This is a genomic window from Microbulbifer sp. Q7, from assembly GCF_001639145.1.
In the GTDB taxonomy this organism is placed as follows: domain Bacteria; phylum Pseudomonadota; class Gammaproteobacteria; order Pseudomonadales; family Cellvibrionaceae; genus Microbulbifer.
The window spans coordinates 894,309-914,227 of the sequence record NZ_LROY01000002.1; the positions used below are offsets into that span (position 1 = coordinate 894,309).

Annotated in this window: 16 protein-coding genes; 13 read left to right on the plus strand and 3 right to left on the minus strand. The window is 59.6% G+C overall.

Going from position 1 to position 19,919, the window contains the following annotated elements; all coding sequences use genetic code 11:
* The first annotated feature begins 34 nt into the window (after nt 1-34).
* From AU182_RS09375 to AU182_RS09390, 4 genes are read left to right on the plus strand one after another with little or no spacing between them, the layout of a single operon-like run.
* Entirely contained in the window at nt 35-1,051 is a 1,017-nt protein-coding gene (locus tag AU182_RS09375; protein WP_066967821.1) for an FAD:protein FMN transferase, read from the plus strand.
* Between the two features lie 2 nt (nt 1,052-1,053).
* A complete protein-coding gene (gene nqrM / locus AU182_RS09380) occupies nt 1,054-1,320 on the plus strand; it encodes a (Na+)-NQR maturation NqrM (RefSeq protein WP_066964105.1) in 267 nt (88 codons plus the stop codon).
* Nucleotides 1,321-1,365: 45 nt separating this feature from the next.
* On the plus strand, nt 1,366-2,763 hold the full coding sequence (sthA, locus tag AU182_RS09385) for a Si-specific NAD(P)(+) transhydrogenase (RefSeq protein ID WP_066964107.1): 1,398 nt from the start codon (nt 1,366-1,368) through the stop codon (nt 2,761-2,763).
* A complete protein-coding gene (locus AU182_RS09390; protein ID WP_066964116.1) occupies nt 2,760-3,227 on the plus strand; it encodes a thioesterase family protein in 468 nt (155 codons plus the stop codon). Before sthA ends, AU182_RS09390 begins: the two co-directional genes overlap by 4 nt.
* A 74-nt stretch (nt 3,228-3,301) precedes the next feature.
* On the opposite strand, the gene AU182_RS09395 is transcribed toward AU182_RS09390, so the two are convergent.
* Complete coding sequence (locus tag AU182_RS09395) at nt 3,302-3,610, minus strand: hypothetical protein (RefSeq protein WP_066964119.1); 309 nt, start codon at nt 3,608-3,610, stop codon at nt 3,302-3,304.
* 199 nt (nt 3,611-3,809) lie between these two features.
* On the opposite strand from AU182_RS09395, the gene AU182_RS09400 reads away from it, so the two are divergent.
* The 4 genes from AU182_RS09400 (at nt 3,810) to AU182_RS09415 (ending at nt 8,849) form a co-directional block, all read left to right on the plus strand.
* Nucleotides 3,810-5,441: an alpha/beta-hydrolase family protein gene (locus tag AU182_RS09400; protein ID WP_066964123.1), complete on the plus strand. Its 1,632-nt coding sequence runs from the start codon at nt 3,810-3,812 to the stop codon at nt 5,439-5,441.
* An 84-nt stretch (nt 5,442-5,525) separates the two neighbouring features.
* Nucleotides 5,526-6,767: a lipoprotein-releasing ABC transporter permease subunit gene (locus AU182_RS09405; RefSeq protein ID WP_066967824.1), complete on the plus strand. Its 1,242-nt coding sequence runs from the start codon at nt 5,526-5,528 to the stop codon at nt 6,765-6,767.
* A gap of 58 nt (nt 6,768-6,825) precedes the next feature.
* A complete protein-coding gene (gene lolD, locus AU182_RS09410) occupies nt 6,826-7,575 on the plus strand; it encodes a lipoprotein-releasing ABC transporter ATP-binding protein LolD (RefSeq protein ID WP_066964126.1) in 750 nt (249 codons plus the stop codon).
* Nucleotides 7,576-7,583: 8 nt separating this feature from the next.
* Nucleotides 7,584-8,849: a lipoprotein-releasing ABC transporter permease subunit gene (locus tag AU182_RS09415; protein ID WP_066964129.1), complete on the plus strand. Its 1,266-nt coding sequence runs from the start codon at nt 7,584-7,586 to the stop codon at nt 8,847-8,849.
* 52 nt (nt 8,850-8,901) lie between these two features.
* On the opposite strand, the gene AU182_RS16750 is transcribed toward AU182_RS09415, so the two are convergent.
* Nucleotides 8,902-11,556, minus strand: a complete 2,655-nt coding sequence (locus tag AU182_RS16750; protein ID WP_304439089.1) for a polysaccharide lyase family 7 protein — start codon at nt 11,554-11,556, stop codon at nt 8,902-8,904.
* A gap of 393 nt (nt 11,557-11,949) precedes the next feature.
* Nucleotides 11,950-12,486: a DUF2062 domain-containing protein gene (locus AU182_RS09425; protein WP_066964135.1), complete on the minus strand. Its 537-nt coding sequence runs from the start codon at nt 12,484-12,486 to the stop codon at nt 11,950-11,952.
* Between the two features lie 424 nt (nt 12,487-12,910).
* On the opposite strand from AU182_RS09425, the gene AU182_RS09430 reads away from it, so the two are divergent.
* The 5 genes from AU182_RS09430 to prpF all read left to right on the plus strand — a co-directional run bounded on the left by AU182_RS09430 (nt 12,911) and on the right by prpF (nt 19,853).
* On the plus strand, nt 12,911-13,666 hold the full coding sequence (locus tag AU182_RS09430) for a GntR family transcriptional regulator (protein WP_082859335.1): 756 nt from the start codon (nt 12,911-12,913) through the stop codon (nt 13,664-13,666).
* A gap of 21 nt (nt 13,667-13,687) precedes the next feature.
* Complete coding sequence (prpB, locus tag AU182_RS09435; RefSeq protein ID WP_066964138.1) at nt 13,688-14,566, plus strand: methylisocitrate lyase; 879 nt, start codon at nt 13,688-13,690, stop codon at nt 14,564-14,566.
* A gap of 48 nt (nt 14,567-14,614) precedes the next feature.
* Nucleotides 14,615-15,739, plus strand: coding sequence for a 2-methylcitrate synthase (prpC, locus tag AU182_RS09440; RefSeq protein WP_066964142.1), 1,125 nt, complete (start codon nt 14,615-14,617; stop codon nt 15,737-15,739).
* Nucleotides 15,740-16,059: 320 nt separating this feature from the next.
* On the plus strand, nt 16,060-18,675 hold the full coding sequence (acnD, locus tag AU182_RS09445) for a Fe/S-dependent 2-methylisocitrate dehydratase AcnD (RefSeq protein WP_066964146.1): 2,616 nt from the start codon (nt 16,060-16,062) through the stop codon (nt 18,673-18,675).
* Nucleotides 18,672-19,853: a 2-methylaconitate cis-trans isomerase PrpF gene (gene prpF / locus AU182_RS09450; RefSeq protein WP_066964149.1), complete on the plus strand. Its 1,182-nt coding sequence runs from the start codon at nt 18,672-18,674 to the stop codon at nt 19,851-19,853. Before acnD ends, prpF begins: the two co-directional genes overlap by 4 nt.
* Nucleotides 19,854-19,919: the final 66 nt, after the last annotated feature.

Sequence of the window (19,919 nt, forward strand, 5' to 3'; positions counted from 1 at the left end):
CCTGTTTTTGTTTGTGCCGCGCGGGTTTTCTTCCTTGGTCGGGCTGCTTGGGCTCGGCCTGGCGCTGGTCATTGCCGTCAGCCTGGCCGCTTGTAGTCCGCAGAAGCAGACCTGGAAGCTCACCGGCCCCACCATGGGAACCGCCTACCACGTTACCGTGGTGGATGTGCCCGCAGGGGTGCAGCGTGCAGAATTGCAGGGTGCCATTGATGCGGAGCTGGTTGCGGTCAATCAGGAGATGTCGACCTACATCCCCGACTCGGAACTGATGCGTTTCAACCGCGCACCGGTGGGCGAAGCGGTGGCCGTGTCACCGCATCTTGCCCAGGTGGTAGAACGCGCCCTGGAGATCTATCAGCACAGCGACGGCGCGTTTGATGTGACCGTGGGCCCGCTGGTGAACCTGTGGGGTTTTGGCCCGCAGCCGGAGCCGGAAACCATACCCAATGATGGCGAGATTGCGGCGCTGCTCGATGTGATCGGTTCGGATGCCTTGCTTGTTGAGGGCTCGACGCTCACCAAAACCCGCCCGGTGCAGATTGACCTGTCGGCCATTGCCAAAGGCCACGGCGTTGACCGTGTGGCCGAGCTGCTGTCCTCGCGCGGTATCGTCAATTACCTGGTGGAGGTGGGTGGTGAGCTGCGCACCGCGGGGGTAAACCCCGAGGGTAACCCCTGGCGCATTGGCGTCGAGCGCCCGACGGCGGGGCAGGTGGTGCAGAAACCGATTGTGGTGAGTGGCAAGGCCGTGGCGACGTCCGGTGACTATCGCAATTACTACGAGCGGGACGGCAAGCGCTATGCGCATACCATAGATCCGCGCACCGGGCGGCCGGTAGAGCACCGCCTGGCCTCGGTCACGGTTATCGCCGACACCTGTGCGGAGGCGGATGGCTACGCCACAGCGCTGAATGTGATCGGCGCCGATAAAGCGTTAAAATTGGCAGAGCAGCGGCAATTGGCGGTGTTCCTGCTGGTAAAAACCGATTCCGGGTTCGAAGAGCGCGCCAGTAGTGCGTTTCAGCCCTATCTAGAAAGTCAGGGGAGGTAACCGTGACTATTTATATTTTTGCATTCTTTCTTATGGTGCTGCTGGTGGCCGGTATGGCTATTGGTGCCATCCTGCAAAACAAGCCGATAAAAGGCACTTGCGGTGGTCTGAACACACTGGGTATGAAGAAAGACTGCGAAGTTTGTGGTGGTGACGACGACGAGTGCGAGAAAGAGCAGGAGCGTCAGCGCCAGGCCGCACTGGCAAAAGCCGCTGCGCCGTCTGACCTCGCGTACGATGCAACCCAAAAGCCCAACAAGCAGTCTTGAGTTATCCAAGCCTGATTCCACTAAAAATACAAAGACAGTAAATCAATGGCAGATTCCAAGTACGATCTGGTAGTAATTGGTTCCGGTCCGGCGGGGGAAGCCGCGGCCATGAGCGCGGCCAAGAAGGGGCTGCGTGCGGCGGTAATTGAGCGGCGTTCCGCAGTGGGCGGCAACTGTACCCACAAGGGCACCATTCCCTCCAAGGCGCTGCGGCATTCCGTGAAGCAGCTGATGCGCTACAACACCCACAGTGTGTTCCGCGCCCTCGGTGAACCGCGTCGCCTGACCTTCCCGCAGGTCATGCAGACGGTGAACAAAGTCATTTCCTACCAGGTGGAAATGCACACCAGCTGCTATGCGCGCAACCGGGTCGACCTGATTGTCGGCGAAGCCAGCTTCCGCGATGCCAACAGTGTTGAAGTGCAGCTGACCGACGGCGCCAAGGAAATTGTTACCGCCGAAAAATTTGTCATTGCCACGGGTTCGCGTCCATACCGTCCGGCGGATGTGGATTTTGACCACCCGCGGGTATACGACAGTGACACCATTCTCGATATGGAGCACACGCCGCAGGCGATCATCATCTACGGTGCCGGCGTGATTGGCTGTGAGTACGCCTCCATTTTTGCCGCTCTCGGCATGAAAGTGGACCTGATCAACAGCCGCGGCCACCTGCTGGAATTTCTTGACGACGAAATCTCCGATGCCCTGAGCTATCACTTGCGCGATATGGGCGTTACCGTGCGCCACCGCGAGGAGTATGCCAAGGTGATCGGCACCGACCGTGGTGTGACCATGGAAATGCAGTCCGGCAAGCGGATTTCAGCGGATGCGTTGCTGTGGTGTAACGGCCGCTCTGGTAACACCGGCTCACTGGGGCTGGAAAATATCGGCCTCGAGGCCAATCACCGGGGCCAGCTGGCAGTAGACGACCACTACTGCACCGGGGTGGAAAATATCTATGCGGCTGGTGACGTCATCGGCTGGCCGAGCCTCGCCAGCGCTTCCTATGACCAGGGCCGCGCAGTGGCGGCCGCCATCGTCGGTCGCGGTCATCGTGTGATTGAAGATGCCCCGACCGGTATTTATACGCTGCCGGAAATCTCTTCCGTAGGTAAAACCGAAACCGAGCTGACCAACGCCAAGGTGCCTTACGAAGTCGGTCGCGCATTGTTCAAGCACACCGCACGGGCGCAGATTTCCGGCGAGCGTGTGGGCATGCTGAAGATTCTGTTCCACATCGAAACCCGCGAGATTCTCGGCATCCACTGTTTCGGGGCTGAGGCGGCGGAGATCGTGCACATCGGGCAGGCCATCATGAAACAGCCCGCGCCGAACAATTCGATCGATTTCTTCGTGAACACCACCTTCAACTACCCGACCATGGCGGAAGCGTACCGCAGCGCGGCACTGGATGGTCTCAACCGGATTACCCGACTGTGACGGAGCCATCCTCGGAAGAGTTTCGCACACTGGTGCAGGGCGTCTTCGAACAGGTGCCCTTTGTGCGTGAAGTCGGCCTCAAGCTTCACGCCTTCGATTTTGCAGCGCAGACGCTGTCGGCAGAATTTGCCCGTAAGCCGGAGCTGATCGGCAACCACTTTCACAATATTCTGCACGGTGGCGTGATTGCCACGGCGCTGGACACGGTGGGTGGGTTTACCGCGATGGTGGCGGCCTATCAGCGTATGGGAGGTGCCATCGACTGGGAGGAGAAGGTGCAACGCCTGATGCGCCTTGGCACTGTGGATATGCGGGTGGATTACCTGAAGCCTGGCCGCGGCGAGCACTTTGTCTGCAGCGGGTCTATCTTGCGGGTCGGCAACAAGCTGGTGGTTTCGCGGATGGAATTACATAACGACCGTGAAGAGCTGATCTCTACCGGAACCGCTACCTTCCTTTATTGATTATCAATCGGCGTCGAACCCTGTTTCGATCGCGGAAGAGGGCGGATCCATGACGTGATCCGCCCGAACTGCCTTCAGCCCCGGTGTTTTTTCACCGTATGCAGGGCAACATCCTTCTCAAAATACACATAGAACTCCGGGTACTCCCAACGGGTGATGGCGGGTTCGCCCACCGGCCCCTGAATCCCCAGTGGCTCGCCCAGCCGCGCGGTCACCTCGTCTTTCTTGAGCCCACGCACCTGCTCCACATAAGTGTCGCTGCTTTGACTACCCACCGGTACTTCAAGCGTCTCCGCGTGGATGCTGGTGGTGGCCGTTGCAGACAGGGCAAGGCAGGCGGCGCCGGCCAGTGCGGGAATCTGTTTGCGGAGTCTGCTGAGCATGGTCCTTCTCCGAATTATGTTGTTCTAAGTGTCAGACATTAAAGCAGATATTGTGCCCAAACATGCGGAATTCTTCACGTTTTTCCTGCTGCACGGTGCTGTTGGTGGCTACCGTCTGATGGCGTATCTGCGCGGGTACCGGGCCGGCAAACCCGCTTGTGCTAGGCTGCTAGGAGTTTGACTCTTTGGACAGTCACGCATGCAATGGCGGCACTTTTTCTCTACAGCGGGCCTGCTGGTCGGTACGCTCTTTTTCGCGCTTTCGCTTACCCCCTCCCTCATTCCCCGCGAAGGCGTGGTACAGGGCGTGATCTCCGGTGCCTCATTGGCAGCGGGCTACGGGGTAGGCGTGTTGCTGGTGTGGTTGTGGCATTTCTTCGAGCTGCCTTCCGTCAGTGCGAAAACCGCGCGCCTGTTGCGCTGGCTGGCAGCCGGATTCTGTGTGTTGCTGGCGCTCAGCTTTCTCTGGCAGGCCACGCAATGGCAGAACTCGGTGCGCGCCCTGATGGGCCTGGAAACCGTTTCCGGGGTGCGGCCGCTGACCATCGCGCTGGTCGCCGGCCTGGTGTTTCTGTTGTTTCTACTGCTGGGCAAACTCTTTAAACTCCTGTTTTCGTTCGTCTTCGGCAAGCTGGCGCACCGCGTGCCCCGGCGTATCGCGGGTATCCTCGGCCTGTTTGCTGCCTTCTGGCTGTTCTGGGCAGTGTTCAATGATGTGCTGCTGACCGCAGCGCTCCACCAGGTGGATGGCATATACCAGCGGCTCGACGCGCGCATTGTGCCCGACATGAAGGCGCCCGAGGGAAGTTTGAAAGCCGGGGGGCCTGACTCCCTGTTGCGCTGGCAGGATATGGGGCATCAGGGGCGGCGGTATCTGGCGCTTGGCCCCACGGCCAAGGACATCGCGGAGGTCACCGGTGAGGCAAAAGATCCCATCCGGGTATACGCGGGGCTGAATGCCGCCGATGCACCGGATGAGCGTGCGCGCTTGGCGCTGGAAGAGCTCAAGCGGGTCGGGGGCTTCGAGCGCTCGGTGCTCCTGCTGATCACACCCACGGGCACCGGCTGGGTGGACCCGGGAGCCATCAACTCCGTGGAATACCTGTTTGCCGGTGATATCGCCAGCGTCGCCGCGCAGTATTCCTACCTGCCAAGCCCGATTGCGCTGATGACCGAAGACGCCTACGGTCGCGAAACAGCCCAGGCGCTGTTTCGCAGTATCTACGGCTACTGGCGCACGTTGCCGCGTGCCACGCGGCCGAAGCTGTATCTGTTCGGCCTCAGCCTGGGCGCGCTCAACTCGGACCGCTCCTTCGATTTCTACGACATCCTCGACGACCCGTTTCACGGTGCCCTGTGGACTGGCCCGCCGTTCCGCAGTGACACCTGGCGCCAGGTGACTGCCCACCGGGATGAGGGCTCGCCCGCCTGGTTGCCGGAATTTCGTGGCGGCGCGATGGTGCGCTTTGGCAACCATTTTGGCGGGTACGACAAGGGAAGCGTACCCTGGGGCCGGTTCCGCATTGCCTACCTGCAGCACGGCAGTGATCCCATCGTGTTCTTTGACCCCGCTGCAGCCTGGCGCCGGCCGGCGTGGATGGCCGAGCCGCGGGCGCAGGATGTTTCGCCGGACCTCCAGTGGTATCCCATCGTCACCATGTTGCAGCTGGCGATGGATATGCACGCCGGTATTGCACCCATGGGGTATGGGCACAGCTACGCGCCGGCGGACTATGTGCGCGCCTGGCAACGACTGACCGAGCCTGAGGGCTGGGACGAAGCCAGGATCGAGCGGTTGAATGAAAAGTTGCTCAAGTGGAATCCCAAGTGACCGCTGTGGTCCAAGTAGCCATACCCTGCACCGGATGTGCGTAAATACTTGGATTTCTTGGCGTTTTTCCGCTTAAATCAACCCATGATAAAACCAGTTCCTCTTTATATCGGCCTGCGTTACGTGGCCGCCCGCCGTCGGCAGCAGTTTATTTCCTTCATCAATGGATTCTCCCTGCTGGGCATGGCACTGGGCGTGCTGGCGCTGATCGTGGTGACCTCGGTGATGAACGGCTTTGACCGGGAATTGAAAACCCGGATTCTGTCCGTGGTGCCGCACGGGTTTGTGGAACAAAAGGGTGGCCTGGAAGACTGGAATGCCGCTGCAGAGTCGCTGCGCCAGAAGCCCCACGTGGTTGCCGCCAGCCCGTTTGTACGCGGCTTTGCGCTGCTCGGAGCCAACAACCAGTCCCAGGGGGTTGAGTTTCAGGGCGTGGACCCGGTTGCCCTGCGCGAAGTTTCCAAAGTTGGCGAACACATGCTGATGGGCAGTCTGGATGCCCTGCAGTCGCGCAGTTACAACATCGTGCTTGGGCGTATTCTCGCCCGTCAGCTGGGCGTGATTCCCGGCGACAGTGTCATTCTCACCCTGCCGGAAGTGGTCATCACGCCCGCCGGTATCTTTCCCCGCACCAAACGCTTCACCGTCGCCGGCGTATTCTCTGTCGGTGCGCAGGTGGACCAGAATATGGCGCTGATGCATCTGGACGATGCCGCGCGCCTGCTGCGCATGCGCGGCAAAGTGCAGGGCCTGCAGCTCAAGTTTGATGACATGAACAACGCACTGGGGCGCGTGGAAGGTTACGCCCAGTCCCTGGGAGACGGGTTTACCGGCGAAGACTGGAGCCATTCCCAGGGCAGCCTGTTCCAGGCGGTGAAGATGGAAAAGACCGTGGTGACCCTGATGCTGATGATCATTGTCGCCGTGGCCGCCTTCAACATTGTCTCGGCACTGGTCTTGATGGTGGCGGACAAGCGCTCGGATATCGCGGTGCTGCGCACGCTCGGCCTGACCTCCCGGCAGATTATGGCGGTGTTCGTGGTGCAGGGCAGCGCCATTGGCATTATCGGCGCACTGATAGGCGGCCTGTTAGGCACCCTGATCGCGCTCAATCTCACCGACCTGGTTTCCTGGATTGAGGGGGTGGTGGGCGCACAGATTTTCGACCCGCGGGTATTTTTCGTGAGCTTTTTGCCCTCGGAGTTTCGTGTCGGGGATGCGGTGATGGTATTGAGTGCCGCGGTCATCATGAGCCTGCTGGCAACCCTGTTCCCGGCCTGGCGCGCGGCCCAGATTGCGCCGGCAGAAGCACTGCGCTACGAATAAACCCAAATAATTCGGCGTGCCGATACGTCTGCACGCCACAAGGTAAATGAAGCATAAGATGAACAGCCAAGTGGAAATTCACCCGGAAGAGTCCCGCCCGCAGGCGGCCGCTGATGTGGTATTGGCCTGCCATCAACTCACCAAAACCTACCGGCAGGGTGCCAACCAGCTGGACGTGTTGCGCGGTGTTGAACTGCAGGTCCCCAAAGGCGAGCGGCTGGCGATTGTCGGCGCCTCGGGTTCGGGCAAGTCCACACTGCTTAACCTGCTGGGCGGGCTGGATACACCGACTTCCGGGGAGGTCTGGGTGGAGGGCAAAAACCTTGCCGCCCTGAACGCGAACGAGCGCGGCTGGTTGCGCAACCGCAGCCTGGGCTTCGTGTACCAGTTCCACCATCTGCTGAACGAATTTAACGCGCTGGAAAATGTCGCCATGCCGCTGTTGATTGGCAAGCAGTCGATTGCAGAATCTCGCGCTGCCGCACAGGAAATGCTCGAGGCCGTAGGCCTCGGCCAGCGCCTCACGCACAAGCCGGCACAGCTCTCCGGTGGCGAGCGCCAGCGGGTGGCAATCGCTCGCGCGCTGGTGGCGCGGCCGGCCTGCGTGTTGATGGACGAGCCTACGGGCAACCTGGATCGCACCACCGCCCGCGACATTCACAAGCTGATGGACCGTTTGAACAGTGAAACCGGAATCAGTTTTGTCATCGTCACCCACGACCCCGACCTTGCCGGCGCACTCGACCGCTGCCTGCATCTGGTGGACGGGGACCTGGTTCCCGACGGGCAGCAGAGCGGCGGCGCCTAAGGTGAAGCATGTTTAGACCATTACCTGCTTTTATCGGCCTGCGTTACGCGGGCGCGCAACGCAGCGGCGAGGACTCCGCCGGGCTGGTGTCGTTTATCTCCGGGCTATCCATGATCGGGCTTATCCTCGGCGTGGCGCTGATGATCGTCGTAATGTCGGTGATGAACGGCTTCGACCGCGAATTGCGCGAGCGTATTCTGGGCATCATGCCTCACGCCACGGTGTACAACGCCAGTCCCGATATCAATTGGACACAGGTGCGCGACCAGATCGCTACAGAACCGGGTGTCACTGCTGCTGCCGAAGTGTGGCAGGTCAACGGCCTGGCCCGTAACGGGCTTGAGGTGACGCCGCTGCTGGTACAGGGCGTGAATCCGAAAACCATTGTCGATGTGTCGTCCATTGGCGATTTTTTGCAGCCGGGAAGTTTCACCGCGCTGACCAGTGACCCGGCAGAACCCGGCATCATTCTCGGTAAGGGGATCGCGGACAAGCTGGGTATCGTGGTGGGTGAGCAGCTCTCCGTCATCGTTCCCCAGAGCGGCACACCGCAAAGCAGCGGACGTACGGCGGCGCAGCTCGCGGGCTTCCGCGTGGTGGATATTTTCCACTCCGGTACCGCACTGGATCACTCCCTCGCACTGGTGGACTGGGCGCAGGCGAAAGCGCTGGCCGGTGGCGCGGGCGGCGCTGGCGTACAGGTACGTGTGGACGACATGCTGCGCTCGTTTGCGGTATTCCAGCAGCTGTTGCGCCAGTTGCCGGTGGAAGGTTTTTACGGCAATGACTGGACCGGTACCCACGGCAACCTGTACCAGGCGATACAGATGTCGCGCAACCTGGTGAGCCTGCTGGTATTTCTGATTATTGCGATTGCTGCATTCAACGTGGTTTCCACCCTCGTCATGGTGGTCATCGACAAACACGGTGACATTGCCATTTTGCGCACCATGGGGGCGAGTACCCGTGAGATTTTGCTCACCTTTGTCAGCCAGGGGGCGCTGGTTGGATTGGTCGGTGTGCTGGTGGGGGGCGCACTGGGTGTGCTTGGCTCGCTGGTGGTCACTGATGCGGTGGCGGGATTGGAATCGCTGTTCGGTATCCAGTTCCTCAAGTCCGACGTCTATCCGGTCGATTACCTGCCGTCCGAACTGGAGTGGGGCGATGTCGCCCTGGTGGTGGGTGCAGGCTTCCTGCTCAGTTTGATCGCCACGCTTTATCCTGCCTTTCAGGCCAGCCGCGTACAGCCGGCTGCGGCATTGCGCAACGAGTAATCACACAGTGAAAACTTCCCCATCGCCTTGTGGCGATGGGGAAGCCAATCCGTTACTGGTGGTCTATCCAGAAATCGTACACCACAACTTCACCGTAGTTGTCGGGGTGGTCGGCGAATTCACCTTCGCGGTCGGCATTACTCTGCGTGTAGTTACCGATTTTGAAGTAGGCTTCCCCGTAGTCACGATCCATGACGTAGTCATTGGAGCCGTCTCTCACCAGATACTGATCGGCGTTACCCGCCGCGTAAGCGTTGGCCAGGTTGCCATCTTCGGTGTAGTAGACGTAGTGCTTGCCATCGATCACTTCAAACATTACTTCGTGGCGGGTGCCCAGCACGTAGTCTTCCTTGATAGTGACATCACTTCTCAGCTTGCCGCCATTGAAGCTCAGGAACAGGTGACTACCTTCCAGGCGTAGTACCAGTGCGTCATCGATACCTGCGGATTTATTGCCGTGAATCTGAGTGGCTACCAGATGGTTCTTCACCATCGGCAGGTGGGTAATGGCCTGGTTTACATAAACCGTGTGTTGGCCTGTTGTCGTCCAGTAGACATCCACACTGCCGTCCGGCTCGCGCTCACGGAGCTCGGAGCGAATGTAGCTGGAATTCGGCGTGGTACCGTTGTCGCTGCGGATGGGGGCATAAAACACCATGCCATCGCCTTCCGCATTGACATAGAAGTACTCGTTATTGCTCTCGCCGCAAAGTGTTTTGTCTTCGACACCGTCTGGGTAGGTAATCTTCCACTGGTTGCAGTTATCCATCAAATCCGATGGAACCGGGCCTGAACCCGAGGAGCCACCGCTGCTGCCGCCGGACGAACTGCTGCTGGAGCTTGAGCTGGAGCCGCCACCGGAACTCGAACCTGAACCGCCGTCAGCGCCGTGGGAAACTTCAAGGTTGTAAAACGAAACCTGTGCGTAGTCTCCGCTTTCACCACCATTGTTCTGGTTGTAAGCGCCGGCCTTGAAGTAGAACCAGTCCGAGTCGTACTCGTTGGCCCAGAAAATGGTCTGGCGAGCCCAGGTGCCATCGGATTTAGTGACGGTGACCGTCATCTCGCGGCCAACCACGTCGATTTCATAACCCCATTTTTCACCGAGCTCAATACCATCTTCAACTGGTTCAATGGTGGAAGTGAGACCGTATTGATCGGTTCCAGACTCACCGAACAGCGGAATAAAGATTTCGGTATCCGAGTCTTCATAGGCCATATAGACCCAACCCTTGGTGTGCCCCGGCAGCTTGCGGTAGTAGAGTTTTAGCGGCTCGTCGTTGGACGCATGAATCTGCCCCACAATCACTCGGCCAACACGCCACTCGGAACCCGAGTCGTAAGTATCGGAAACACGGTCCACGGAAATGGTGGCCTTCATGTTCCCGTCAACCGCCGCCGCAGCGCTCTGGTCAGAGCTGGACGCGGTGGAGATGACCCAGTTATTGCCGAGGCTCGTGGTACCCGCGCTCGCATTAAGCATTTCGCGCAATTCGCTGCGTGAGTAGGACGAGTTTGAGGTAGAACCACCGGTATTGAGACACTGGAAGACCATCGCGCCCGTTGAGCTGTCGGTGTAGAACTCGTTGTTGCTCACCTGTGGCGGGAATTCTTCACTGGCGTCGGGATAGGTAATTTTCCAGTTGCTCAGGTCGAAATTTTCACCAGGATCATTGGCGGGGTTCAGGTTGGCCATGGGCAAGGTGCCGCCGGATCCATATTCCAGGCAGCCCACGGTAACGCTGCTGGACGTGCTGGAGGTTTCGCAATTGCCGGACCCGCCACTGCTGCTGCCGCCGCTACTACTACTGCTACTGCCACCACCCACTGGGTCTGAGTTGCCGTTATCGGCACTCACGCCCACTTCGGTCAGCGAGTTCCACGAGCTATCGCTATTGCCGTAACCAACATAGCGGACATAACGCGCTTCGGTTTCAAACAGTGAGAAGTTTTCCAGTGAGGTGGAATTGCCACTGCTGACGCCACCGAATAAGACGGTTTCCCAACTTGTGCCGTCATCACTGGTCTGAATATCGAACGATGAAGTCCGCTGGTCGCCCTTGTAGAACGCAATATTTACGCTGCCCACAACTTGGCTTTGGCCGAGGTCGAGCTGCAACCACTGGCCACTGCCGTTGGCGGACCAGCGGGTGTTGAGATCGTCGTCGAGCACATTGTCTGCCACGTTGCCGTCGTCACTACTGGCGGTGGCCACCACGGCGGGTACGCAGGCGGTACAGTCCGGTGGATCACCGGGGCCACCACCGTTCGCTGGAGAGGTGGTGATATCCACTTCCGTGATGCTGTTCCAGTCGTTGGAGGAATTTCCATACCCAACAATCTGTACGAACTGTGCAACGGAGTCGCTCACGTCAAAGGTTTGTTGATTTGCGGTACTCGAAGGCTGGTTGCCGGAAAAAACCGTCTGCCAGTCTGTACCGTTGGACGACGTCTGGATATCCAGCGTGGCAGTACGCTGATCGCCCTTGTACAGCGCGATATCCAGAGCCTCCACCGTATAGCTGCTTCCCAGGTCATAGCGGATCCATTGACCGTTACCTTGGGCAGACCAGCGTGTCGACAGGCTGTTATCCAGTGTGTTTTCGGGTGCATTGCCATCATCGCTAGAGGCAGTAACACCTACGGGATCGGCAGCAAAACTCAGTGCAGATTGCGATGCAATCAGCAGGGCTGCGGCCCACTTCATAGGCGAAAACTTTTGCGCATTCATTACATAATTCCTTGCGTTATTATTTTCAAGGCGCGCACGATCCCACAGGCGAGCCATATAGAGGCTTGCCGAACGAGTGTGCCGCGCGATGAATTGATTGAAGAAATTATTACAAACTGCGAAACCACGAACGTGGTTAATGTAATAAAGATTAAACCGATAATTATTATGTGTGTTTCGTTTAACCGGGGGTCACATTACTGAAGCAAAAAATACTTCGTCAATGAAAATCAAGAAAAAATGCAGAAATTGGTCGACCAATAAATGCCTGGCCGGCACGGCAACGAACTACCATGCGGGTTGTGGAGCAAAGAGTGATTAATCGGGAATTTGAATTGAAAAAAGCGGGGGGTTTAATTCTGCGACGAATTAATTATCTTCACCGAGTTGCGTCTTGCGCTGTTCCAGGCGAGCCTTCCAGCGTTTGACCACCTGCCAGCGCCAGATCGCCTGCATAACAAAGTAGGCCACGGCAGCAAAAAAGATGCCGGCGATCAGTGAGCCGGAAAACAACGGCAGCCAGATTCTTCCTACTTCCTCCGTCAGCCACTCCCACGACAATTCTATTTTGAACGGCATGGGTGGCGTGCCGAGCAACCAGGCACCGAGTTTGTAGGTACTGTAAAAAATGGCCGGCATGGTCACCGGGTTGCTGATCCATACCAGCGCCATGGACAGCGGCAGGTTGCAGCGGAACCACAGTGCCAGCAGGGCGGCAATCAGCATCTGGCCGGGCAGGGGAAGGAAGGCGGTAAAGATGCCCACCGCAAATGCGACAGACACAGAGTGGCGGTTGAGGTGGAACAGGTTGGGGTCGTGCAGCAGGGTGCCGAGTATCTTCAGGCCGTTATTTGCACGCACTTGTTCGGGAGTTGGCAGCCAGCGCCTGATAACACTCTTAGGCATGATTCAAATCTGCTCGATACTCTCGATTAATCTCCGCGAATGAGAATCGCGACTCATCTTCTCGACCGGGAACGTTCGACCCTGGCAGTTCGCGCCCCGGTTACCCTATTAAGAATAGAGTGATCAGCGCTGCTTGATGCCTCGCAGCAGCCAATGCAGCCAACGCCGGCGCTATTATGCCTACATCACTTTTTCAAGACTACTATTCTCGCTCTCGCCCTCAGTGACGCAATAAATTGCTCCCGCGCAGAATCATGACCGATAAGTCAGCCATCAAGTCGCAATGTGTTGACAAAAATTGAGGTTGACGCAGAAAAATTGGCTATTTAAGCTCTGTTCTCCTATAAAGTGTCGACAATCTGGTGTGGTTTGTACAACACCGGCAAGAATTGGACGAGTGGTCTCGCGACCGGGGCGGTAGAGAATGGACGGGCAGGGGCAGAAAACATCGGCAGAGGGTGCCGTGGGTAGCGGCGACATCGCGGGTCACGCGGACAGCACCGCTGGCAGCGCGAGAGCGGCCCGTGGCTCCCAGAGCCTTGCCGACCGGCTGTTCCTCACCCTGCGCAGTGAGATTGTCGAGGGCCAGATCGCCGCGGGTAGCAAAATCAGCGAGCCGGAACTGGCGCGTCGGTTTGATGCCAGCCGCGGTAGCCTGCGCGAAGCGCTGATGCGCCTGGAATCCCTCAGCCTGATCGAGCGCCGGGTCAATGTAGGCGCACGGGTCGTCGACCTCACCGAACGCGGCCTGCTGGAAATTTACGACGTGCGTGAGGCGCTTGAAGGCATGGCCTGTCGCCTGGCGGCAGAAAACCGCTCGCAGGAAGACCTCGCCGAACTGCGCCAGATGCTCGCCCGCCACGAACAGCAGGAAGAGCTGCAAAAGGGCACCGCCTATTTCCAGCCGGAAGGGGACTTCGACTTCCACTTCCGCATCGTGCAGGCCTCCCACAATGACCTGCTGATCGACACCCTGTGCAACAAGCTTTACTACCGCGTGCGCATGTACCGCTACCAGCTGGGCATGGCCAGCCCGCGCGCGCACCGCGCCTTCCGCGAACATAGCCACATTATTGAAGCCATCGAAGCCGGCGACGGCGAACTGGCCGAAATCCTGATGCGCCGCCACATTCGGGCGTCGCGCAGCAACATCGAAAAGAAACTTTCCCAAACCGATTAAATGAGAGAACAGGGGCAGCCTATGAGCAGAACAGAATCCGCCGGCGCACGCTTTCGCCAGGCCCTGAAAGACAACCAGCCGCTGCAGGTCGTGGGCACCATCAACGCCTACACCGCCATCATGGCCGAGCGCATCGACCACCAGGCCATCTACCTGTCCGGTGCCGGTGTGGCGAATGCCTCCTACGGCCTGCCGGACCTGGGTATGACCAGCCTCGAAAACGTACTGGAAGACGTACGCCGTATTACCGCCGCCTCCAGCCTGCCGCTGCTGGTGGATATCGATACCGGCTGGGGTGGGGCCTTCAACATCGCCCGCACCATCAAGGAAATGATCCGCGCCGGCGCTGCCGCGGTACATATCGAAGACCAGGTTGCGCAGAAGCGCTGTGGCCACCGCCCGAACAAAGAGATCGTCTCTAAAGAGGAAATGGTCGACCGCATCAAGGCCGCCGTTGACGCGCGCACCGACGACGACTTCTTCATCATGGCCCGCACCGACGCCTTCGCGCAGGAAGGCCTGGAAGCCGCTATCGAACGCGCCCAGGCCTGCATCGAAGCCGGCGCCGACGGCATCTTCGCCGAAGCCGTGACCGAACTGGAACACTACCGCGCGTTCAAAGACGCACTGAATGTGCCGATCCTCGCCAACATCACCGAGTTCGGCAAAACCAGGCTGTACAACAAGGCCGAGCTGGGCGAATCCGGTGCCGACATGGTGCTGTACCCGCTGTCCGCCTTCCGCGCCATGAACAAGGCCGCGGAAAACGTCTACACCAGTATCCTGGCCAATGGCGACCAGCAAGCGGTGGTCGACACCATGCAGACCCGCGCCGAACTGTACGATTACCTGAACTACCACGAGTTTGAAGACAAGCTCGACGCGCTCTTCAAGAAGTAAGCGTTCAAGACATAAACCTTCCGTAAATTAGAGAAAAGGGAAAAAGAGATGGCAGAGAAAAAAGTTGGCGGAGCAGGCCTGCGTGGCCAGGTCGCTGGTAAAACCGCACTGTCCACCGTAGGCGTATCCGGCTCCGGCCTGACCTACTGCGGCTACGACGTCAAAGACTTGGCAGAAAACTGCGAGTTCGAAGAAGTTGCCTACCTGATCTTTAACGGCGAACTGCCCACCACCGCCCAACTGGCGGACTACAAAGGCGTGCTGAAAACCATGCGTGGCCTGCCGCAGGCCCTGCGCGAAGTGCTGGAGCGCATCCCCGCCGACGCACACCCCATGGACGTCATGCGCACCGGCTGCTCCATGCTGGGCAACCTGGAAGGCGAAGAATCGTTCGACCAGCAACAGGACCGCGCCAACCGCCTGCTGGCCGCATTCCCGTCCATCATCTGTTACTGGTACCGCTTCACCCACGACGGCGTGCGCATCGAAACCGAAACCGATGACGACTCCATCGGCGGCCACTTCCTGCACATGCTGCGCGGCGAAAAGCCCAATGACCTGCACGCACAGGTAATGAACGTCTCCCTGATCCTGTACGCAGAGCACGAGTTCAACGCCTCCACCTTCACCGCGCGTGTCTGTGCCTCCACCCTGTCTGACCTGTTCAGCTGCATCACCGGCGCCATCGGCTCCCTGCGCGGCCCGCTGCACGGCGGTGCCAACGAAGCGGCCATGGAACTGATCGAGCGTTTCTCCTCTGCCGACGAAGCCGAAAAAGAACTGCTGGGCATGCTGGAGCGCAAGGAAAAAATCATGGGCTTCGGCCACGCGGTCTACACCGAATCCGACCCGCGCAACGCCATCATCAAACAGTGGTCCGAGAAGCTGGCTGCCGACGTCGGCGACGACGTGCTGTACCCGGTATCCGTACGCTGCGAAGAAGTCATGTGGCGCGAGAAGAAGCTGTTCTGTAACGCCGACTTCTTCCACGCCTCCGCGTATCACTTCATGGGCATTCCCACCAAACTGTTTACGCCGATCTTCGTTATGTCCCGCCTGACCGGCTGGGCCGCCCACGTATTCGAACAGCGCGCCGACAACCGCATCATCCGCCCGAGCGCCGAGTACGTCGGCCCGGAACCGCGCAAGGTGACCCCGATCGCCGAACGCTAAGGAACCATTGGATAACTACTGCGCGGGCGCCTGGCGGCGTCCGGCTGTGCTGGTGCGCCAGCCCGGTCAGAATGCTCACGTACTTTAAGTACGCTCCGCTTCCTCCGCGCAGGCGGCCACCACCAGCCACCCGCTCGCTACGTTATTCAAAGATTCCTGGAAAGTATGATGCTAAGGCGCTGATGACGGGTAGCCCTTTGCTGGACTGTCTGCGAGAGGGATCTCGCAGCCAAGCCCCCATGGATGGGTTCACGGCGTGTCCAGCAAAGGGCTACCCGTCAGCAGAGCCGCCACTCAACGACCCGACTGGGTGACCCCAAATGAACACCGAATTCCGAAAAAAACTCCCCGGCACAGACCTGGATTATTTCGACACAAGAGAAGCGGTCGAAAACATCCAGCCGGGCAGCTATGAAAAACTGCCGTATACCTCCCGTATCCTGGCAGAAAACCTCGTGCGTCGCTGCGAGCCAGCAATGCTCACCGACGCCCTCAAGCAGATCATCGAACGCAAGCGCGACCTCGACTTCCCCTGGTTCCCCGCGCGCGTCGTCTGCCACGATATTCTCGGCCAGACCGCACTGGTGGATCTCGCCGGCCTGCGCGACGCCATCGCCGAAAAGGGCGGTGACCCCGCCAAAGTAAACCCGGTCGTGCCCACCCAGCTGATCGTCGACCACTCCCTGGCCGTCGAACACCCCGGTTTTGAAAAAGACGCGTTCGAAAAGAACCGCGCCGTGGAAGAGCGCCGCAACGAAGACCGCTTCCACTTCATCAACTGGACCAAGACCGCGTTTGAAAACGTCGACGTCATTCCGCCCGGCAACGGCATCATGCACCAGATCAACCTGGAGAAAATGTCTCCGGTAGTGCAGAAGAAAGAGGGCCCAGACGGAAGAACAGTGGTATTCCCGGATACCTGCGTCGGCACCGACAGCCACACCCCGATGGTGGATGCGCTCGGCGTAATCTCCGTGGGCGTGGGCGGTTTAGAGGCCGAAAGCGTGATGCTCGGCCGCGCCTCCTACATGCGCCTGCCCGACATCGTCGGCGTCGAACTGACCGGCAAACTGCAGCCCGGTATCACCGGTACCGACATGGTGCTGGCCCTGACCGAATTCCTGCGCCGCGAGCGCGTGGTGGGTGCGTATCTCGAATTCTTCGGCGAAGGCGCTTCCAGCCTGAGCCTGGGCGACCGCGCCACCATCGCCAACATGACCCCGGAATACGGTGCCACCGCCGGCATGTTCGCCATCGACGAGCAGACCATCGACTACCTGAAACTCACCGGCCGCGACGACGAGCAGGTAGCCCTGGTAGAAAAGTTCGCAAAAGAAACCGGCCTCTGGGCAGACACCCTCAAGAATGCCGAATACGAGCGCGTACTCAAGTTCGACCTCTCTTCCGTAGGCCGCAACCTGGCCGGCCCGTCCAACCCGCACGCACTGCTGCCGGTATCCGAACTGGGCTCTCGTGGAATAGCGAAGGCTTGGAAGGAAGAAGAAGGACTGATGCCCGACGGCGCGGTAATCATCGCCGCCATCACCAGCTGCACCAACACCAGTAACCCGCGCAACATGATTGCCGCGGGCCTGATTGCGCGCAACGCCAACAAGCTCGGCCTGACCCGCAAGCCCTGGGTAAAAACCTCCCTGGCTCCCGGTTCCAAGACCGTAAAAATGTACCTGGAAGAAGCCAACCTGCTGCCGGAGCTGCAGCAACAGGGCTTCGACGTAGTCGCCTTTGCCTGCACCACCTGCAACGGCATGAGCGGCGCGCTGGACCCGAAAATCCAGAAAGAAGTGATCGACCGCGACCTGTACGCCACCGCCGTACTCTCCGGCAACCGCAACTTCGACGGCCGTATCCATCCCTACGCCAAGCAGGCTTTCCTGGCCTCGCCGCCCTTGGTCGTTGCCTACGCCATCGCCGGCACCATCCGCTTCGATATCGAAAAAGATGTACTGGGCCACGACAAAGACGGCAACCCGGTCACCCTGAAAGATATCTGGCCGAGCGACGAAGAGATCGACGCGATCGTCAAACAAAGCGTGAAGCCCGAGCAGTTCCGCGAGGTCTACATCCCGATGTTTGACCTGAACAAGGCCGAAGCAGAGAAGGGCGAGCCGCTGTACAACTGGCGCCCGCAGAGCACCTACATCCGCCGCCCACCGTACTGGGAAGGTGCGCTGGCCGGTGAGCGCGCGCTGAAAGGCATGCGCCCGCTGGCGGTGCTGGGTGACAACATCACCACCGACCACCTGTCGCCGTCCAACGCGATCCTGGCCAGCAGTGCCGCCGGTGAATACCTGGCGAAAATGGGCCTGCCGGAAGAGGACTTCAACTCATACGCCACGCACAGGGGCGATCACCTCACCGCCCAGCGCGCCACCTTCGCCAACCCGAAACTGTTGAACGAAATGGTGCGTGACGAAAACGGTGCAGTGAAGCAGGGCTCTCTCGCGCGTATCGAGCCGGAAGGCAAGGTCACCCGCATGTGGGAAGCCATCGAAACCTACATGGACCGCAAGCAGCCGCTGATCATTATCGCCGGCGCCGACTACGGCCAGGGTTCCTCCCGCGACTGGGCCGCTAAAGGCGTGCGCCTGGCCGGTGTGGAAGCGATTGTGGCGGAAGGCTTCGAGCGCATTCACCGCACCAATCTGATCGGCATGGGCGTGCTGCCGCTGGAGTTCCTGCCGGGCACCACCCGCACGACCCTCGGCATCGACGGTACCGAAACCTTCGACGTACTCGGCGACCGCACCCCGGGCGCAACCCTCACGCTGCTGATCCACCGCAAAAACGGTGAGACAGTAGAAGTGCCGGTGAAATGCCGCCTGGATACCGCAGAAGAAGTCTCCATTTATGACGCCGGCGGCGTACTGCAGCGCTTCGCCAACGACTTCCTTGAAGCCGAGGGTGCCGCGCAATGACCGCTTTTGCCCCACAGATCAAAGTGCCGGCCACCTATATGCGTGGCGGCACCAGCAAGGGCGTGTTCTTCCGCCTGCAGGACCTCCCGGAATCCGCACAGGTTCCTGGGGCCGCGCGCGACAACCTGCTGCTGCGGGTGATCGGCAGCCCCGATCCCTACGGCAAGCAGACCGACGGCATGGGCGGAGCCACCTCCAGCACCAGCAAAACCGTCATCCTGTCGAAGAGCGAGCAGCCGGAGCACGACGTGGATTACCTGTTCGGCCAGGTCTCCATCGACAAGCCGTTCGTGGACTGGTCCGGCAACTGCGGCAACCTCACCGCCGCCGTCGGCGCCTTCGCCATCAACAGCGGTTTTGTCGATGCCGCGCGCGTTCCAGAGAATGGCATCTGCACCGTGCGCATCTGGCAGGCCAACATCAAGAAAACCATCATCGCCCACGTCCCCATCACCAATGGGGAAGTGCAGGAGACCGGTGATTTCGAGCTGGACGGTGTCACCTTCCCGGCGGCGGAAGTGCAGATCGAATTCATGGACCCGGCGGACGGCGAAGGGGCCATGTTCCCCACCGGCAACCTGGTGGACGACCTGGCAGTGCCCGGCGTCGGTATATTAAAGGCCAGCATGATCAACGCCGGCATCCCGACCATCTTCGTCAACGCCGCGGATATCGGCTACACCGGCACCGAACTGCAGGAGGCCATCAACGGTGACGACAAGGCGCTGGCCATGTTCGAAACCATCCGAGCCTATGGCGCGGTGAAGATGGGCCTGATCGCAATGGTGGAAGAGGCCGCCGCTCGCCAGCATACCCCCAAGGTCGCGTTCGTCGCGCCACCCGAGGGCTATACGGCATCCAGCGGCAAGGAAGTGGCAGCAGGGGATATCGACCTGCTGGTGCGCGCCCTGTCCATGGGCAAACTACACCACGCCATGATGGGCACCGCTGCGGTAGCCATCGGCACCGCCGCCGCCATTCCCGGCACCCTGGTCAATCTGGCTGCTGGGGGAGGGGAGCGCAATGCCGTGACCTTTGGCCATCCGTCCGGCACCTTAAGGGTTGGCGCGGAAGCGGAAATCGTCAATGGGCAGTGGACTGCCACCAAGGCCATTATGAGCCGCAGTGCGCGGGTTTTGATGGAGGGGTGGGTGCGGGTGCCTGGTGATTGCTTTTAGTCTGTATTGTAAAAATCACGAATCAAGTTGAAAGCTGCCTAAACTGACATCGGCAGTAGGAAAGTG

Coding starts and splice junctions, on each gene's coding strand:
- AU182_RS09430 (WP_082859335.1), top strand. CDS start 12,911: ATGGACGGGCAGGGGCAGAAAACATCGGCAGAGGGTGCCGTGGGTAGC.
- AU182_RS09395 (WP_066964119.1), bottom strand. CDS start 3,610: ATGCTCAGCAGACTCCGCAAACAGATTCCCGCACTGGCCGGCGCCGCC.
- AU182_RS09415 (WP_066964129.1), top strand. CDS start 7,584: ATGTTTAGACCATTACCTGCTTTTATCGGCCTGCGTTACGCGGGCGCG.
- AU182_RS16750 (WP_304439089.1), bottom strand. CDS start 11,556: ATGAAGTGGGCCGCAGCCCTGCTGATTGCATCGCAATCTGCACTGAGT.
- sthA (WP_066964107.1), top strand. CDS start 1,366: ATGGCAGATTCCAAGTACGATCTGGTAGTAATTGGTTCCGGTCCGGCG.
- lolD (WP_066964126.1), top strand. CDS start 6,826: ATGAACAGCCAAGTGGAAATTCACCCGGAAGAGTCCCGCCCGCAGGCG.
- prpC (WP_066964142.1), top strand. CDS start 14,615: ATGGCAGAGAAAAAAGTTGGCGGAGCAGGCCTGCGTGGCCAGGTCGCT.
- AU182_RS09425 (WP_066964135.1), bottom strand. CDS start 12,486: ATGCCTAAGAGTGTTATCAGGCGCTGGCTGCCAACTCCCGAACAAGTG.
- prpB (WP_066964138.1), top strand. CDS start 13,688: ATGAGCAGAACAGAATCCGCCGGCGCACGCTTTCGCCAGGCCCTGAAA.
- prpF (WP_066964149.1), top strand. CDS start 18,672: ATGACCGCTTTTGCCCCACAGATCAAAGTGCCGGCCACCTATATGCGT.
- AU182_RS09400 (WP_066964123.1), top strand. CDS start 3,810: ATGCAATGGCGGCACTTTTTCTCTACAGCGGGCCTGCTGGTCGGTACG.
- AU182_RS09405 (WP_066967824.1), top strand. CDS start 5,526: ATGATAAAACCAGTTCCTCTTTATATCGGCCTGCGTTACGTGGCCGCC.
- acnD (WP_066964146.1), top strand. CDS start 16,060: ATGAACACCGAATTCCGAAAAAAACTCCCCGGCACAGACCTGGATTAT.